Genomic DNA, 16,375 nt, shown 5'->3' with positions numbered 1-16,375 from the left:
TTCTCATCGGGCACGCATACTTCCCGCCGGGACAGAGGAAACCCCGGACGACGTCTGCATCGACGAGACCGGGGACGGGCGGATGGTCGTCCGCCGAACCGACGAGCCAGTCCTGACCGAGCCCGTCCGATGACACGGCTTCGACCTGCGGCTGACTCCTCCGCCGGAACAGGAACCGGCCGACGCGAGCCGACCCGCCCGGCCGCACACGTGCCCACTCACACCACCCCGCACCCGCCACCAAAACCGCACACGACCGAACAAGCCCGATAGGGGAACTTCCTCCTGAACGGTTCCGGAACAAAGTCGTGAGAGCGTTCCCATTGACGTGGACGTAACACGCCGTTGAGGATCGGCGGCATGCAATGGAGAAGCACTCTCGCCGCAGTGCTGGGGCTGACGCTCGCCGCCAGCGCGACCTCGGCCGCCGTCGCGCAGGAAGCGCAGCGGCACGGACCGAAGCAGACGGTCATCGGGCAGCCCAAGACCGAGCACGGGTGCGCCCGCATCGAGAAGTCCCTGCCCACGCTGAAGGACTGGCCGAAGGTCGAGAGCCAGCTCAAGGGCGACCGCAAGGACGAGGCCCGCATCAAGGCGATCCTCGAGGACATGACGCTGGCCGAGAAGGTCGGCCAGATGACGCAGCCCGAGATCGCCGCGATCACGGCGGAGGACGTCAAGACCTACGGGTTCGGCTCCGTGCTCAACGGTGGCGGCAGCTTCCCCGGCGGCAACAAGCGCGCCACCCCGCAGGACTGGCTCGCGCTGGCCGACGCCTACTTCGAGGCCTCGAAGCAGTCGCGCACCAAGATCCCCGTCATCTGGGGCATCGACGCGGTGCACGGCAACAACAACGTCTTCGGCTCGACGGTGTTCCCGCACAACATCGGTCTCGGTGCGGCGCACGACCCGTGCCTGGTCCGCGACATCAGCGCCGCGACCGCCGAGCAGATCCGGGCCACGGGCCAGGACTGGGCGTTCGCGCCGACGCTCGCGGTCGTCGAGGACGACCGGTGGGGCCGCACCTACGAGGGCTTCTCCGAGGACCCGCGGATCACCCGCGCCTACGGCTACGAGGCCGTCAAGGGCCTGCAGGACAACGCGAAGAAGCGCATCGGCGAGGACGGCGTGATCGCCACCGCCAAGCACTTCCTCGGTGACGGCGGCACGATCGGTGGCAAGGACCAGGGCGTCAACCCGTCCAGCGAGCAGAAGATGATCAACGTGCACGGCCAGGGCTACTACGGTGCCCTCGCCGCCGGTGCGCAGACGGTGATGATCTCGTTCAACAGCTGGACGAACGACGTCATCAACGAGGGCAAGGTGCACGGCAGCAAGTACGTGCAGACCGGCATCCTCAAGGAGAAGATGGGCTTCGACGGCCTGCTCGTCTCCGACTGGAACGGCATCGGCCAGGTCACCGGCTGCACCAACTCCAGCTGTGCGCAGGCCATCAACGCCGGCATGGACATCATCATGGTGCCGAACGACTGGAAGGCGTTCATCAGCAACACGATCGCCCAGGTCGAGGCCGGCGAGATCCCGATGGCCCGCATCGACGACGCCGTCACCCGCATCCTGCGCGTCAAGCTGCGCGCCGGTGTGTTCGAGGCCCCCAAGCCCTCGCTGCGCGAGCACGCGGGTGAGCAGAAGGCGCTGCTGCACAAGGAACTGGCCCGTGAGGCCGTGCGCGAGTCCGCCGTGCTGCTGAAGAACAACAAGCGCGTGCTGCCGCTGTCCAAGCGCAGCAAGGTCCTCGTGGTCGGCAAGAGCGCCGACAACATCTCGAACCAGACGGGTGGCTGGACGCTGTCCTGGCAGGGCACCGGCAACACCAACGCCGACTTCCCGAACGCCACCAGCATCCTCAAGGGCATCCAGGACACCCTGGGCGCCGCGAACGTCACGTTCGCCGAGACCGCGGACGGGGTCGACCCGGCGCAGTTCGACGCCGTCATCGCCGTCATCGGTGAGACGCCGTACGCGGAGGGCGTGGGCGACCTCGGCAAGCGGTCGTTCGAGGCCGCCCGCCTGCACCCGCAGGACCTCGCCGTGCTCGACAAGGTCTCGGGCAAGGGCAAGCCGGTCATCACCGTCTACGTCGGTGGCCGCGCGCTCTACATGAACAAGGAGCTCAACCGCTCCGACGCGTTCGTGGCCGCCTGGCTGCCGGGCACCGAGGGCCAGGGCATCGCGGACCTGCTGATCAAGGGCCGCCACAACGGCTTCAGCGGCAAGCTGTCCTACTCGTGGCCGGGCGAGGCCTGCCCGGCGCTGCCCGGTGAGCCCGCCAAGAAGCCGCTGTTCCAGCTCGGCTACGGCCTGCGCGACTGGCAGACCGGCAACGTCGGCACGCTCGACGAGACCAGCCCCGGCGCCCTGTGCTCCGGTGGTGGCGGCGGCACGGCGACCGACGACCTGGAGATCTTCAACCGCACGGACATCGCGCCGTACCAGAGCATGATCGGTTCGGCGGAGAACTGGGGCGGCACCGCGGTCGGCCCCGACGGCCAGGCCTCGCACGCCGAGATCAACGTCGTGCAGTCCGACGTCAACGTCCAGCAGGACGCGCTCAAGACGACGTGGACCGGCACCGGCCCCGCCCAGGTGTACCTGCAGAGCCCCGCGCCCAGCGACCTGCGCGGCTACGGCAACGCCAACGCGGCCATCCAGTTCGACGTGATCGTGCACCAGGCCCCGGCCAACCGCACGGTCATCAGCGCGCACTGCGTGTACCCGTGCCTGGCGGAGATCGACGCCACGCAGGCGTTCCGCAACCTGCCGATCGGGCAGAAGGCGACCGTCAAGGTGCCGGTCTCCTGCTTCACCGACAAGGGGCTGGACCTGGAGCTGGTCAACACGCCGTTCCTCGTCTACACGGACGGCGCGTTCCAGGCCTCGTTCGCGAACGTGCGGTGGGTGCCCAAGGCGGGCGCCGACCCGGACGTCGTTCCCTGCACGTAAGGCACCACCGCGACGAGCCCCGCCGGCACCCCGCCGGCGGGGCTCGTTCTCGTCCGGGGCTCCGGCAGGCGCACGCCGGACTTCCGGTGGTGCACGACGGGGTCCCGGTCCTAGTCGGCGACGTCGAGGTCCACGGGCTCGCCCCTGATGGCGGTCACCGCACCGCCCGTCGCAGCGGCGAGCCAGGCCTCGAAACCGTCCGGGTCCTTCGTGAGGACGGTGAAGGTGACGTCATGGCCGTAGTCCGTGTCGGCGACGTGGTACCCGGCCGCGCGCAACGCGTTCTCGAGCTTCCCCGCCTGATCGTGCTCCACGGCGAGAAGGACGCTCTCGTGCCGTTCGCGGGTGAGCGTGCCCAACGAGTCGATGGCCTCCGACACGGCCCGTCCGTAGGCCCGGACCAGGCCACCGGCGCCCAGCTTGATCCCGCCGTAGTAGCGGGTGACGACGACCGCGGTGTCGACCAGGTCGCGCCGCGTCAGCACCTCCAGCATCGGCACACCGGCGGTCCCGGCGGGTTCGCCGTCGTCGGACGAGCGCTGCGTGTCCGCCGTCCGGAACGCCGTGCAGTTGTGCGTGGCCTGCCAGTGCTCCTTGCGCACGCGGGCGAAGAACTCCGAGGCCTCCGCGTCGGAGGTGACGCGGGCGACGTGGCACAGGAACCGCGACCGCTGGATCTCGATCTCGTGCGTGCCGTCCCGCCTGATCACCTTCACGACTCGATTGTCCGCCGCCTCTCCGCCTCGCCGAACAGGGCGTCCAGCTCGGCGGGCGGCACCTCCTCGAGCTGCTCGTACGTGCAGTCGGCGGGCTCCTTGTCGGGGCGGAACCGCACCAGGCGCGCCGTGTGCCGGAACCGTCCGCCCTGCACGTGCTCGTACCGCACCTCGGCGACCCGGCTCGGTTCCACCAGCACGACCTGAAGCTGCTTGTCGGGGTTCCACCGGCTGTTCATGCCGGGACCCTCGTACGTCGCCCACGTGCTCCACGGGTGCTCGGAGGGGTTGAGCAGCGGTGCGAGCTCCTCGACCAGCTCGCGCCGCCGGGCCGCGGTGAAGCTGCTGGCCACGCCCACGTTGTGCAGCTCGCCGTCGCGGTAGAGCCCGAGCACCAGCGACCCGACCGACTCGCCGTCCTTGTGCAGCCGGTAGCCCGCGACCACGCAGTCGGCCGTCCGCTCGTGCTTCACCTTGAACATCACGCGCTTGTCGGGCTCGTAGACGCCGTCCAGGGCTTTGACCACCACCCCGTCGAACCCGGCGCCCTCGAACCGCGTGAACCAGTCCCGCGCCACGTCCGGGTCCGCCGTGGACGGTGTCAGGTAGAAGCCCGGGACCTCGATGACGGCGTCCTCGAGCATCGTGCGGCGTTCGGCGAGCGGGAGCCCGCTGACGTCGGCGTCGCCCAGGGCCAGCAGGTCGAACGCCACGAAGCTCGCCGGCGTCTCCACCGACAGCTTCCGGACGCGCGAGGCCGCGGGGTGCAGCCGCAGCTGCAGCGTGTCGAACGACAACCCGGACGGCGTGACCAGCACGATCTCGCCGTCGACCACGCACCGCGGCGGCAGCGCCCGCTTGAGCAGCTCGACGACCTCGGGGAAGTAGCGGGTGAGCGGCTTGTCGTTGCGCGAGCCCAGCTCGACCTCGTCACCGTCGCGGAACACGATGCAGCGGAAGCCGTCCCACTTGGGCTCGTAGGCGAGGCCGTCCCCGCACGGCAGCTCGGGCACGGACTTCGCGAGCATCGGCTTCACCGGCGGCATCACGGGCAGGTCCACGGAGGGACCATAAGCTCAGCGCAGGGACACCGCGAGCTTTTCGAGCTCCCGCACGTCCGCGTCCATGCCGTCGTCCTCGGGGATCGCGAGCGCGATGGGCCGCCGCAGGGTCACCGCACCCGTGCGGCGCGCCTCCAGCCCGGCCCGCAGCCGTTCCGACAACGGCAGCTCCTCCGGCGTCTCGGCGACGTACGGGCTGATCCGCACCAGGCCGTCGCGGCACTCGACCACGCGCCGGTAGTAGCGCCGGTGCACGCCCCGCAGCGAGAACGCGTCCCGCCGCGACGGCACGCGGTGCAGGGCGTCCTCGGGGAACGACTCGTGCAGCAGCCTCCACAGTGGAGCCAGGCGGTGGTAGGCGCGCAGGTGGCGCAGCCACAGCCTCGTGGCGGCGATCCGCATCGCGATGATCGGGTAGATGACGCCGACGACGCAGAACAGCACGCCCGGCAGCAGGAACCACACCGCGGTGGTCAGCAGCCAGCGGGGGAGCGGCTCGCCGAAGTAGCGGGAGACGTTCGACGCCACGAAGATCGCGTCGGCGGGCACCAGCAGCGCGAGGCCGGTCGAGGTGATCAGCAGGCCCCGGCGCAGCCTCGGCTCGGCGCCGCGGGCGTAGCGCCGCGACCACACGAACATCGTGGCGAAGCCGTAGAGCAGGAACCCGTTGCCCAGCGCGTAGAACACCGTGATCGCGAGGACGCCGGTCGGCCCGCCGCCGAGCGAGTTCGGCACGCGGGCCGCCGCCACGCGCAGGTCGTCCGGGATCGCAAGCACCGCCCACGTCATCACGCTGATGCACAGCGCCAACGGCACGAGCTGCAGCAACGCCTGGCGCTTCGCCCTCGCGTCGTCGAGCGCGGAGAAGATGAAGAAGCAGATCAGGCCGTACACGCCGATCTGCAGCATCGAGTGCTGGACGAGCTGGCAGACCATCGGGTCGAGGCCGAGGAACCACCGCCCGCTCGCCGCGGCCCGCCCGAACGGGTAGCCGACGGCCCAGCCGGCGACCAGACCCGTCACCGACCGCAGGCGGGGGTCGCGCGGCCGGCGGACCAGCAGGTACAGCGCCACCGCGAGCGCGGAGAACGCGACGATGCCCTGGGTCTCCTTCAGGTACTCCACGTCAGAGCCACCCCAGCCGGTCGGCGAGCGAGGACGACATGCGCCGGGCGGGGCCCTCCGAGGCCCGCGGCGCCACCTTGTCGAGCACCGACGCCCACTCCAGGATGATCGTCGCCACCGTCTCGGCTTCGCGTTCGTGCTCGGAGTCGTAGGAGGTGCGCCGCAACGCCCTGCGCACCGCGTCCGGCGCGAGGTCCGGGTAGAGGCCCGTGAGCAGGTCGTCGTCCTGCTCGTCGCTCGTGTGACCGGCCAGCAGGTGCCCCAGCTCGTGCAGGATGATGTGGTTCTGGTGCGCCTTCGACGTCTCCTGCTGGTACAGGATGTAGTCGGCCTTGGCGGTGGCGATCCACACGCCGTAGGGGCCGGGCACCGGGATCGGGTGCGCGATCAGCCGGATCGGCTTGCCGCGCTGGTCACCGACCCGGCGGCAGAGCTCCGAGACGTCGAGCGGGGGCTGGATGTCGAGTTCGTTCAGCAGGCGGCGGCACCGCCTGCGCAGATCGCGTTCTGCCACGGGTCATCCCTCGCCGCGCTCGGCCTGTTCCTGTCGGTAGACGACGTCGAGCAGCTCCATGACGAGGCGGCGGCGGTCCGGCGACAGCTCGCCCGCCCGCATCGCCATGAGCTGTGCGTCGCTGCCCGAGGTGAGTTCGTTCAGACGCGACTGCTCGTCCTGCAACGACTTCAGCTGCTCGTCGACGCGGTCGGTGACCTCGTCGTCGAAGAAGTAGCTCACGGGCACACCGAAGAAGCCTGCCAGTGCCTGCAGGTGCTTGAACGTCGGGTTGTCCTTCTTGCCCTTGCGCAGCTGCCAGATGTAGCTCTGGGAGATGGTGACGCCGGTGCCGGCGATCGCGGCCGCGACCTGCTCGTTGCTGTACTCCTGGCCGCAGCGGGTGGTGTGGCGTGCGAAGAGGTGGTTGAGCCTGTCCGCCAGGGACCGTTCCCCCGCCATCGCCTGGCCTCCGTCGCGCTTGCCGTGGTCTCCACCCAAGAAAATGAAGACCTGGAATGTGGATTTTCGCCAGTTGAAACTCCGCTCTTGCCCAACATAGACTCCCACCCGTGCCTGTCTCAACTGCGGAGGGTGTCCGCGCGAGTGGGCACGGTCATGGCAGTCCACCCGCTCACCAGGCCGCGGAGGGTTCGGGACATGGCACTGGCTGAACGACAGGAAGCCTTCCACCGGGCCGTGGTCGACGTCGTCTACGAGACCATGGACCAGCTCGCCCGGACGGAGTCGCCCCACGAGGTCTTCGAACTGCGCGAGCGCCTTCGTGACGCGCTGCCGTGGTGGCGGGGACTGCTGCGGGTGCACGAGCCGAACGAGCGGCACCGGTGCAAGTCGTGCCGTGCCTGGTACGGGCGCCACCGGGCGTGGCCGTGCCCGGTGTGGCGGGACGCGGTGCAGGCGCTGCACCAGCTCAACGACATGTACGGCTTCCTGGGCGCGTCCGACCCGGCCTCCTTCACCGGGAGACCGGGCGAACGCGTGGTCGTGACCGGGCCTCAGGCCAGCCGGAACGACTGAGCCGCCGACCCGTCGCAGGTCGCCTGGACCAGCTGCACGCCGTCGGCGCCGCTCGGCGGGGCGGAGAGGCACTTGCCGGAGTGGCGTGCCGTCAGCGTCGAGTGGCCGTCCGCACCCGTGGTGACCCGCCACTGCTGGTTGGCGCCGCCGACGTGGTCCCACAGGTGGACGCCGGCACCGTCCGCGGTGGACACGTCGCTCACGTCGAGCACCTTGGCCGGGCTGTTGCGGTACTCGAGCCGGGAGTAGCCGTCGGTCGTCGCCACCGCGCGGAAGTTCTGCGCCGTGGTGCCGTTGCAGGTGTACTGCTGGACGACCGTGCCGTTGCCGGTGCCCGCCGCCCGCGCGTCGACGCACTTGCCGTTGCCGCGGTTGGTGGCGGTCTTCCACCCGTCCTGCGGCGGCGGGGTGCCGCCGCCCAGCCAGAGCAGGCTGTCGACCAGGAAGTCGTTCTGCGCGGGACTCGCGAACGTCGACGACTTCGGCACGTTGTTGACGTAGTCCATCGCGTTGTGGCCGAAGTTCGCGTAGATCATCTTGAAGTTCCGGTTGGCCCACATGATCGGGTAGTACCCGCTGCGCCACTGCTGGTCCGGGTCGGTGCCGAGCGGGAAGCTCGACGGGTCGACGCTCGCCAGGACCTGGATGTCCGGGTTCGTGCGCAGGTCACGCGACCAGCTGTACCACTCGCTGACCGACGAGGTGAAGCGCTCCGGCAGGCGCAGGGTCGAGGGGTGCGTCCGGTTCTCCACCTTCAGCACCGCGGTGGTCGGTTCCCAGGTGTTGCCGACGAAGTTCCCCTTGCCCAGCAGGGTGTTGTGGTACCAGGACCACTCGTTCGCGTTCTGCGTGAACGCGCTCACGTGGAAGCCGAAGAAGGCGCCGCCCTGCTCCACGTACCGCTGGAACCCGGCGCGTGCGGAGGCTCCGGTGGGCGCGTCGTCGAGGAAGACGACGACCTGCGCCTGGGCCGGGGTGAGGGTGCTCAGGCGGTTCCAGTCCCGTGTCGCCTCGTAGGTGAAGCCGTTCTCCTGACCGGCACGGGTGAGCCACGGGTTCGCCTCGTTCACGAACGCGACGTGCGCCGCGTCGAACGTGCCGTTGTAGAACGCCAGCACCTTGAACGGGGCAGCGTGGGCCGGTGCCGGGACGAGGGCCGCGGCGAGCATCACCAGCGACGCCAACAGTTTTCGAGCCATTCACGCACACCTTCGTCTCGCGGGTTGCGCGCCCGGAGATCAGCGTAGGGAAGGTCTAGACCTGTTGGGGACCGGGACGTTCACAGAATTCTTCCGCGCCACAACATGATTCCGCCGAGCACCACGAGACCGCCCAGCGCGGCGACCACGGCCGAGAGACCGGGGCGCGTCGCGTTCGAGGGAGGTCGTCCGGCGCTCGACGCGACCGGAACGGGTTCCGGGGTGCTCGACCTCGGTGCGGACGGCGTGGGGGACGCGCTCACCGGGGCCCGCGCCGTGGCCGGGGCTCCGGTCGCCGGTGCGGGCTGGGCGACGGGAGCGGGTGCCGCCTGTGCCGCCGGTGCGGCGACCTCCACGTCCGTGCACGAGTAGTAGGTGTCGGGCGTGTCCGTGTTCTGCCAGACCGTGTAGATCAGGTGGCGGCCGGTCCGGTTCTCCGGCAGGCGCACCCGGAACTCGTAGGAGCCGTTCACGAGCGGGGGAGCGGGCACGGTGAGGAACTGCTCCAGGTCCGCCCACCGCAGCGGCCGGGCGGGCGAGTACCCGTCGCGCGTGACGTAGAAGCGGAACGACCCCCGGTGCGGGATCGTCGCCCGGTAGGTGAAGGCGGTGCTCCCGAGCTTCGTCGCGGGCCAGGCGGCCGACGGCACGTCGAGCCCGGCGTACCTCGGCAGGCCCGCGCTGCACAGCTTGCCGTCGGGGACCATCGCCGCGTCACGCCCCCGGACGTCCGCCAGGCGGATGTTGTCCCACTCCTCGGACGGCAACCCCGCCGCGATGGCGCCGCGGCAGGGCGAGGATGATGCTGTGGGCTGACCTGGCGAACACAGGAACGCCCTGCTCGCGGGGTCGGTCGGCGCGCCATGGGCGTGCGCGGGCACCCCGGAGACCAGCATGAGCAGCGTCAGCACGCCCACAAGGCGAAACACGGGCACCGCCCCCTTCCTTCCAGGAGTACGCGTGCCAGACCCGAGTCGTTCACGGAAGATGTACTGACATGTCCTTCGCTGATGAGGTGTCCGCGGCCGCAGCCCGGCTCGGTGGAGTCGCCCGCACCACGCCGCTCGAGGTGAACCAGCGCTTGTCCGAGCGCACCGGCGCGCGGGTGTGGTTCAAGCGCGAGGACCTCCAGGTCGGCCGCTCCTACAAGCTGCGCGGCGCGTTCAACCTGCTCTGCCAGACCGAGCTCGCGTTCGGCGGCGCCGTCTGCGCCTCCGCGGGCAACCACGGCCAGGGCATGGCCTACGCGTGCCGCCGCCTCGGCATCGAGGGCCGCGTGCACGTCCCGCGCACCACCCCGCGCCAGAAGCGCGACCGCATCGCCGCGCTCGGTCAGGGCATGGTCCAGCTGGTCGTCGACGGCGACACCTACGACGACGCGGCGGCCCTCGCCAAGGAGTACGCGCGGACCACGGGCGCGACCCTGGTCCCGGCCTTCGACGACCCGCGCACGGTCGCGGGCCAGGGCACCGTCGGCCTGGAGATCGTCCAGCAGCTCGGCGGCGCCCCCGACGTCGTCGTGGTGCCCGTCGGCGGTGGAGGCCTGCTCTCCGGCGTCGGCACCTGGTTCAGGGAGCGCTTCCCGCGCACCCGCATCATCGGCGTCGAACCGGCCGGCGCCGCGAGCATGATCGCCGCTGTCCACGCGGGCGGCCCCGTGACGCTGCCCGAGGTGGACTCGTTCGTCGACGGCGCCGCGGTCCGCCGCGCGGGCGACGTGACGTTCCCGATGGTGCGCGACAGCGGCGCCGAGCTGCTCACCGTCGCCGAGGGCGCCGTCTGCAGCGAGATGCTCGAGCTGTACCAGATCGACGGCATCATCGCCGAGCCCGCGGGCGCCCTGGCCTCGGCCGCGCTGCTGGAGGAGATCTCCGTCGCGCCCGACTCGACCGTGGTGTGCCTGCTCTCCGGCGGCAACAACGACGTCTCCCGCTACGCCGAGATCGTCGAGCGCTCGATGATCCACCGGGGCCTCAAGCACTGGTTCCTCGTCGAGTTCCCGCAGGAGCCCGGCGCGCTGCGGCGGTTCCTCGACGACGTGCTCGGCAAGGACGACGACATCGTGCGGTTCGAGTACGTCAAGCGCGACAACCGGGAGACCGGCGCCGCGCTGGTGTGCATCGAGCTCGGCCGTCGCGAGGACTACGACCTGCTGTGGGGGCGGATGAAGGAGTCCCCGCTCAGGATCCAGCACGTGGAGCCGGGGTCGACGGCGTACCGCTTCCTGATCTAGGCGGTGTCGACGCGGTGCAGCACCGCGCCGGTCGCGACGTCGACGACCTCGACGAGGTGAGCCGAGCGCTGCACCGCCACCCACGGCAGTTCGTGGTGCTGGATCACGGGTCCCTCGAACTCGACGACCGTGCGCACGTCGTGCTGCCGCCGTGCTCGGACGACCTCGCCCTCCCGGGTCAGCAGCGCCGGTTGTCCCTCGACCTCGGTGAGACCGAGGACGTGCTCGCCGGGCGGAGCGGTGATGACCTGCTCCTCCCACTCCGTCCCCGACACCGTCCAGTCGGTGCCGCGCCGGCGCTCGGCGTGGGAGTAGCCCGGTCCGAAGACCGTCCGGTCGCCGCCGTAGACCTTGACGTGCCAGGGCCAGGAACCGGGCTGGTGAGTCGTTCCGGACGACTGCTTCAGCGTGTTCTTGCCGCCGCGGCGGTGGAGGTTCCACCACTTGCCGGCGCGGCGGAAGTAGACGCCGTAACGCCAGGGCTCGTCCATGTCCAGGTAGAGCGGGGAGAGGTCGCGCTCGGCCTCCGCGTCGACGCTGAAGCTGACCTGGATGCGCAGTTCGCTCGTCGCGGGGTCCTCACCGGGTGCCACGTACACCAGCTCGCCGTTGAACTCGATCAACGCGAGCAGCTCCTCGCGGGACGTGTCGGAGATGTGGATCGCCGCGAGCACCGGTCCGGGCAGCCGGAACTTCGCCGGCGCCAGGCCGCACCGCCACAGCACGAGCTCGTCCGGCCCGTCGCCGCGCGCGACCAGCGAGGGACACGAGCTCGGGAAGACGGGGAACCGCATCGCCGTGCCGCGCACGCCGGAGGTCAGCAGGCGGTGGCAGTCCTCCTCGGAGGGTGGCCGGACGTCGGTCCGCACCCCGGCCGCGGTGACGCGGACCGTGCCGTCATCGTTGTCGGCGACACCGATCATGCACTCGCGCCCCACATGGCGACCGCGTGCGCTGGCCGGCATGAGCTCGACGCTCTCGCCGGTTTGTTCGAGCGCCACGATCGTGGCCAAGCGCACCAGGTCCACTCGTGCCGACGTGCTCACCAGGTCGTCGAACAGCACCGGGATGCGCGGGTACCGCGGCTCGAGCATCCCCGTGCGAATCGTCTTCACCATCGCGTGGAACTGCGGCCCCAGGTCCACTCCGGACAGTGCGTGCAGCTTCATCGTCGTCCCCCAGACGTCGTGAGGGACCGATCTTCTCAGGACAGGGGCGTGCCGGGCACCCCGTTCGCGGAATGCCCGGCACCTGGCGGGACGACTACGGCCTCGTGGGGGACAGACCTTCCACGCGAAGTGGTAGGTCGTCTCGATCGACCCGTCCGTCGAGTCCATCGAGATGAAGCTGGTCAGCTTCTTGTCGGAGGTGCCGGCCATGACCCGCAGCTCCGTGTTGATGTTGAAGTTCCGCTTCTCGCCGCACGGGTGGTAGACGATGGCGGCCACGTCGGTCGTGTCCGTCGCCTGCCAGTCGTCGCTGAACGGGCCGCGGTAGTTGTGCTGCTTGTACTCGGTCTGCGACATGCCCTGGAAGTAGTAGTTCGCGCGTTCCAGGGCCGTGGCGCCGCGTTCGAGGTGCGCGAAGCCGCGGTAGTCGGTCGACGAGATGCCGTAGGTGAAGCCGGACGGCACGTTGACGCGCAGGTTCAGCTGGCAGTTCTTGCGGAAGTCGGTCGGCAGGGCCTGGGGGCCGACCTGCGCCATGAACTCGCTGTAGGTGACGGTGAACGCCTTGTTGTCCGGGCTGACGGCGACGGCGGCGGTTCCGGCCCGGCAGCCCGATCCGTTGATCGTCACGACGTCGATGGTGATGTGGTCCGGCGGCGGGGTGTCGCCGGGGGCGCCGCCGGGCGGGATGATGATCGTCGACATCGCGAGTGCGGCCGCGGCCAGTGTCGTGAGCATGGGGCACCTTTCCGTCTGGGGGTCAACGCTGAACGGGCGGCGGCGATCGGTGCCGGGGTCAGCAGCGCTTCCAGGAGAACTGGTACTTCGTGCTCACGCTGTTGTCGGTGGAATCCATCGTCATGAAGCTGTTCGCCTTCGACGCGGTTCCCGCATTCACGCGCAGTTCCGTGTTGATGTTCAGGTGACGGACCTCACCGCACGGCGCGTAGACGATTTCCGACACCTGCGCGCGGTCGGTGGCCTGCCAGTTGTCGCTCTTCGGGCCGTTGAACGTGTGGGTGCGGCTCGCGCCCTGCGACATGCCCTGGAAGTAGTAGTTGCCTCTTTCCGTCCCTGTGGCGCCCGGCTGCAGGTGGGCGAAACCGCGGTAGTCGGCCTGGGCGATGCCGAACGTGAAGCCCTGCGGGTAGCTCACCCTGATGTTGAGCTGGCAGTTCTTGCGGAAGTCGGTGGGGCCGGAGCCCTGCCCGGCCTGCGCGAGGTACTGGCTGTACGTGACCGTGAACGCCGTGCGGTCGTCCGCGGCCGCGACCGCCGCGGTGCCGGCGGGACAACCGGAACCGTTCACGGTGACGACGTCGATCGTCACGAAGTCGGGGACATCGGGTGCTGCGTGGGCGGCAGGCGCGGTCAGGACCGCGGACAGCGCGAGGGCAGCAGCCGCCACCGTTTTCAGCATGGCCAGCCTTTCTTTTGTGCGGTGCGGTAGCGGCGGCGGAATGCAGACGATAGCGGAAACCGTCCGTGGTGACGGGCCGCCGAATGGGTGACCGAATTGTGTGGTGGTCACGACTCGAATGCACGATGAAATGCACGGCCGGAATTCTCGGACGCGCGGGAACCATGCTGGCCGAAGGCGTGCGGAATCGACCTGACGATTGCCTGACGATCGGGGCCGGCGGGCCCCGGGAAGAACCGCGCGCGGCGGCGCGTTGACACCGGTGACACCGTCCGACCCCGACGAGGAGTGCGCCTGATGGCTCCCGACCAGCTGACCGTCTACTCGACCTCGTGGTGCGGCTACTGCCGCATCCTGAAGAGCTCGCTCGACCGGGAAGGCATCGAGTACGTCGAGATCAACATCGAGGAGACGCCGGGAGCGGCCGACTTCGTGATGAGCGTGAACGGCGGCAACCGCACGGTGCCGACCGTCCACTTCCCGAACGGCGCGGCGCTCACCAACCCGTCGCTGGCGCAGGTCAAGGAACAGCTCGCGGCCTAGGACTCGCGAAGGGACGCGGTCGTCGACTGACCGTCGAGCGTTTCCCGGATGATGTCCGCGTGACCCGCGTGCTGCGCGGTCTCCCGGATCAGGTGCAGCACGACCATGCGGATCGACATGGGCTGCGGGTCCGTGTCCCACGGCGCGGACGGCAGCGGGACGAGCTTGTCGAGCGAGGCGGCGCGCACGGCCTCATCGGTCGCGCGCACCGCCTCGTCGTACGACGCGAGCAGCCCCTCGAAGTCCGTGCCCGTCCAGGTGTACTGGTCGGAGTCCAGCATCCCGGGCGGGGGAGGGGCTGCTCGGTCAGGATGTGGGTCCAGCTGCGCTCACACCGGGTGAGGTGCTTGAGCAACCCACCCAGCGTGAGCTCGCTGGCCGTCGCGCGCTTCACCGCGTCGGACGCGGAGAGCCCCCGCATCGTGATGCGGAAGGTCCGGCGCTGGTCGTTCAGTTCGTGCAGCAGGTCGTTGAGCTCCATGGTCATGCAGTGAAGCTGTGACCGGACCAGGACCGCTCGAGTCCTGGTCCGGCCGACCACTAGCAGTAGAGGTTGCCGCCGGGGGTCACCCCGATGATGCCGGTGATCTGCTGGTACTTCGAGACGCGGCTCTGGACCTGCGCCGGGTTGCGGCCGTCGCACTCCAGGGAACCGTTGATGCTGCGGATGGTCTGGCCGAAGCCGGCGCTGTTGACCATCGCGTCGTGCGGCGTCATCGAACCGGGGCCGCGCTGCGTCATCCAGTACCAGATCGCCGTCCGCCACGCGGTCGTGGAGTTCTGCGCCACCTGGTACGGGTTCTGCAGCAGGTTCAGGCCGAGGTAGTCGCCGGCGGCCTTGTAGTTGAAGTTCCACGACAGCTGGATCGGGCCGCGGCCGTAGTAGGCGTAGGTGCCGGCCGGGCAGCCGTAGGGCTGGCTCTCGTCGCAGAGGTCGTTGTTCTTGTTGATCTCTTCGATGTGCACGAGGCCACCGGTCTCGTGCGACGCGTTCGCGAGGAACGCCGCCACTTCCTGCTTCTTCACCGTGTCGCTACCGGTCGTGCCGAACGCGGGGATGGTGCGCGCCGCGTCGACGAAGCCCTGGTAGGTGTAGAAGGCGTTGCGGCCGGGGAACATCTGGTTGAACTGGGCTTCGCTGACGACGAAGCTGCCGCCGCCACCTCCGCCGCCGCCACCACCGCAGTTGTGCGGCTCCCAGAACCACGTCGAGACCGTCGGGTCGTAACCGGGGTTGTCGTGCTCGGCGATGTAGTAGGAACCGTTGTAGCGCACGATGTTGCCGGTGTAGTACTGCCGTCCGGCGACCCAGTCGGTGGCGCTGGTGCAGGTGCCGCCGCCGCCACCTCCACCACCGCCGTCACAGCTCGTCGGCTCCCAGTACCACGTGGAGACCGTCGGGCTGTAGCCCGGGTTGTCGTGCTCGGCGACGTAGTACCTGCCTTCGAATCTCACGATCGAGCCGGTGGTGTACCACTGACCCTGGACCCAGTCCGTGAAGGTGCAGGCCTGCGCGGACACTTCTGCCTGTGAGGACGCGGTCGGCGCGATGACGGCCAGAGAAGCCGCCATCACCCCTGCCGCGAGAGACGCCAAGATGCGTTTTTTCAGCAAGGTCACCCACTCCTGGAGTCTTGGTGCATCCGAGGAATCGAGGATGTGAACAGTGCCGAGGTTGGCACTATTGGTCCAGACCAGTCAAGGGTCTAGACCTGTTTTGTCGCGTCGGCAGTGCAGCCGCTGTGGATGCGGAACCCGTTGCGGGGACAGAACACGCGCTTCGCTGACGATGTGCGGCGCCGCCGTCGCCGGCTGGACGAGCGTGACCACGCCGATCAGCGCGGCGGCGCGTGTTCCGGCCATGGCGACCACACCTCGGAGCATCCGCGCCCACTGCGTGTTACCGCTCTCACGGTGGCAGGCAGAGGCTCCGAGCACAAGAGGTGGTCTATACCTTTTGGGTGCGTGAGCCGGTTCGTCAGGCGCCGGACCCGTACGGACGCGTGATGATCTCCAGTGCGTGGCCGTCCGGGTCGTTCCAGTAGACGCCGCGGCCACCGTCGTTGTGGTTGATCTGTCCCGGCCGGCTGTGGAAGGGGTCGGCCCAGTGGTCGAGGCCGCGTTCCCGGATGCGTCCGAAGATCTCGTCGAACTCCTCCTCGGACACGAGGAACGCGTAGTGCTGCCCGGTGATGGGGCCCTGGCTGGTCATGTAGTCGAGGGAGACGCCGTTCGCGACCTCGACGACGAGGAACGGGCCGTAGCGCACCGGATCCGGCAGGCCGAGCAGTTCGGTCAGGAAGCGGGCGGAGCGGTTCTGGTCGCTGGCGTGGACGATGGTGTGGTTGAGCTGTGCGGGCATGACACCTGCTTACCGCAGGCGCCTCGCGGTGACCACGATTGACAAAACACGA

14 protein-coding genes and 2 pseudogenes are annotated in these 16,375 nt (G+C 69.5%); 4 read left to right on the top strand and 12 right to left on the bottom strand.

Translation table 11 applies throughout. The features are described from left to right. The first annotated feature begins 360 nt into the window (after window positions 1-360). Window positions 361-2,964 (top strand): exo 1,3/1,4-beta-D-glucan glucohydrolase, encoded by a 2,604-nt coding sequence (locus V1227_RS15765; RefSeq protein ID WP_329793311.1) that lies wholly within the window; start codon window positions 361-363, stop codon window positions 2,962-2,964. A gap of 110 nt (window positions 2,965-3,074) precedes the next feature. Here V1227_RS15765 and V1227_RS15760 read toward each other — a convergent pair whose 3' ends face one another. The 5 genes from V1227_RS15760 to V1227_RS15740 are packed head-to-tail and all read right to left on the bottom strand — an operon-like array spanning window position 3,075 to window position 6,860. Continuing rightward, window positions 3,075-3,680: a YigZ family protein gene (locus V1227_RS15760; protein WP_329793310.1), complete on the bottom strand. Its 606-nt coding sequence runs from the start codon at window positions 3,678-3,680 to the stop codon at window positions 3,075-3,077. Then, complete coding sequence (locus tag V1227_RS15755) at window positions 3,677-4,741, bottom strand: ATP-dependent DNA ligase (RefSeq protein ID WP_329793309.1); 1,065 nt, start codon at window positions 4,739-4,741, stop codon at window positions 3,677-3,679. The genes V1227_RS15760 and V1227_RS15755 overlap by 4 nt, the downstream gene beginning before the upstream one ends. 15 nt (window positions 4,742-4,756) lie before the next feature. Next, window positions 4,757-5,866: an MAB_1171c family putative transporter gene (locus V1227_RS15750; protein ID WP_329793308.1), complete on the bottom strand. Its 1,110-nt coding sequence runs from the start codon at window positions 5,864-5,866 to the stop codon at window positions 4,757-4,759. Between the two features lies 1 nt (window position 5,867). After that, entirely contained in the window at window positions 5,868-6,380 is a 513-nt protein-coding gene (locus tag V1227_RS15745; protein ID WP_329793307.1) for a hypothetical protein, read from the bottom strand. Between the two features lie 3 nt (window positions 6,381-6,383). Next, window positions 6,384-6,860 (bottom strand): helix-turn-helix domain-containing protein, encoded by a 477-nt coding sequence (locus tag V1227_RS15740; RefSeq protein ID WP_329793306.1) that lies wholly within the window; start codon window positions 6,858-6,860, stop codon window positions 6,384-6,386. A 159-nt stretch (window positions 6,861-7,019) separates the two neighbouring features. On the opposite strand from V1227_RS15740, the gene V1227_RS15735 reads away from it, so the two are divergent. After that, on the top strand, window positions 7,020-7,397 hold the full coding sequence (locus tag V1227_RS15735) for a hypothetical protein (RefSeq protein ID WP_236219791.1): 378 nt from the start codon (window positions 7,020-7,022) through the stop codon (window positions 7,395-7,397). On the opposite strand, the gene V1227_RS15730 is transcribed toward V1227_RS15735, so the two are convergent. Together V1227_RS15730 and V1227_RS15725 are read right to left on the bottom strand one after the other, a co-directional pair. Beyond that, a complete protein-coding gene (locus V1227_RS15730; RefSeq protein WP_329793305.1) occupies window positions 7,376-8,596 on the bottom strand; it encodes a ThuA domain-containing protein in 1,221 nt (406 codons plus the stop codon). The genes V1227_RS15735 and V1227_RS15730 overlap by 22 nt on opposite strands. Before the next feature lie 80 nt (window positions 8,597-8,676). Then, window positions 8,677-9,507: a lytic polysaccharide monooxygenase auxiliary activity family 9 protein gene (locus tag V1227_RS15725; protein ID WP_329793304.1), complete on the bottom strand. Its 831-nt coding sequence runs from the start codon at window positions 9,505-9,507 to the stop codon at window positions 8,677-8,679. 86 nt (window positions 9,508-9,593) lie between these two features. Between V1227_RS15725 and ilvA the strand changes: the two genes are divergently transcribed. Continuing rightward, window positions 9,594-10,829: a threonine ammonia-lyase IlvA gene (ilvA, locus tag V1227_RS15720; protein ID WP_329793303.1), complete on the top strand. Its 1,236-nt coding sequence runs from the start codon at window positions 9,594-9,596 to the stop codon at window positions 10,827-10,829. A gap of 1,277 nt (window positions 10,830-12,106) precedes the next feature. Here ilvA and V1227_RS15715 read toward each other — a convergent pair. Together V1227_RS15715 and V1227_RS15710 are read right to left on the bottom strand one after the other, a co-directional pair. Further along, window positions 12,107-12,736, bottom strand: a pseudogene (locus V1227_RS15715) (DUF4360 domain-containing protein); the annotation flags it as partial. Between the two features lie 58 nt (window positions 12,737-12,794). After that, window positions 12,795-13,418, bottom strand: a complete 624-nt coding sequence (locus V1227_RS15710; RefSeq protein ID WP_236219798.1) for a DUF4360 domain-containing protein — start codon at window positions 13,416-13,418, stop codon at window positions 12,795-12,797. Between the two features lie 297 nt (window positions 13,419-13,715). On the opposite strand from V1227_RS15710, the gene V1227_RS15705 reads away from it, so the two are divergent. Then, window positions 13,716-13,961 carry a mycoredoxin gene (locus V1227_RS15705; RefSeq protein WP_089919660.1) on the top strand — a complete coding sequence of 82 codons (246 nt, stop codon included), beginning with the start codon at window positions 13,716-13,718 and terminating at the stop codon, window positions 13,959-13,961. Here V1227_RS15705 and V1227_RS15700 read toward each other — a convergent pair. The 3 genes and pseudogenes from V1227_RS15700 to V1227_RS15685 form a co-directional block, all read right to left on the bottom strand. Continuing rightward, a pseudogene (locus tag V1227_RS15700) lies at window positions 13,958-14,382 on the bottom strand (DinB family protein). The gene V1227_RS15705 and the pseudogene V1227_RS15700 overlap by 4 nt on opposite strands. Before the next feature lie 119 nt (window positions 14,383-14,501). After that, window positions 14,502-15,533 (bottom strand): glycoside hydrolase family 19 protein, encoded by a 1,032-nt coding sequence (locus V1227_RS15690; RefSeq protein WP_329793300.1) that lies wholly within the window; start codon window positions 15,531-15,533, stop codon window positions 14,502-14,504. Window positions 15,534-15,939: 406 nt separating this feature from the next. Then, on the bottom strand, window positions 15,940-16,323 hold the full coding sequence (locus V1227_RS15685; RefSeq protein WP_329793299.1) for a VOC family protein: 384 nt from the start codon (window positions 16,321-16,323) through the stop codon (window positions 15,940-15,942). Between the last annotated feature and the right edge of the window lie 52 nt (window positions 16,324-16,375).

The organism is Lentzea sp. DG1S-22, from assembly GCF_036321065.1.
Lineage (GTDB): Bacteria > Actinomycetota > Actinomycetes > Mycobacteriales > Pseudonocardiaceae > Lentzea > Lentzea jiangxiensis.
This window is presented reverse-complemented; position numbering and strand designations above follow the sequence as displayed.

Bases quoted from the DNA above. Each gene is read 5' to 3' on its own strand.
- V1227_RS15765 (WP_329793311.1), top strand. From the start codon at position 361: ATGCAATGGAGAAGCACTCTCGCCGCAGTGCTGGGGCTGACGCTCGCC.
- V1227_RS15735 (WP_236219791.1), top strand. From the start codon at position 7,020: ATGGCACTGGCTGAACGACAGGAAGCCTTCCACCGGGCCGTGGTCGAC.
- V1227_RS15730 (WP_329793305.1), bottom strand. From the start codon at position 8,596: ATGGCTCGAAAACTGTTGGCGTCGCTGGTGATGCTCGCCGCGGCCCTC.
- ilvA (WP_329793303.1), top strand. From the start codon at position 9,594: ATGTCCTTCGCTGATGAGGTGTCCGCGGCCGCAGCCCGGCTCGGTGGA.
- V1227_RS15710 (WP_236219798.1), bottom strand. From the start codon at position 13,418: ATGCTGAAAACGGTGGCGGCTGCTGCCCTCGCGCTGTCCGCGGTCCTG.
- V1227_RS15705 (WP_089919660.1), top strand. From the start codon at position 13,716: ATGGCTCCCGACCAGCTGACCGTCTACTCGACCTCGTGGTGCGGCTAC.
- V1227_RS15690 (WP_329793300.1), bottom strand. From the start codon at position 15,533: ATGGCGGCTTCTCTGGCCGTCATCGCGCCGACCGCGTCCTCACAGGCA.
- V1227_RS15685 (WP_329793299.1), bottom strand. From the start codon at position 16,323: ATGCCCGCACAGCTCAACCACACCATCGTCCACGCCAGCGACCAGAAC.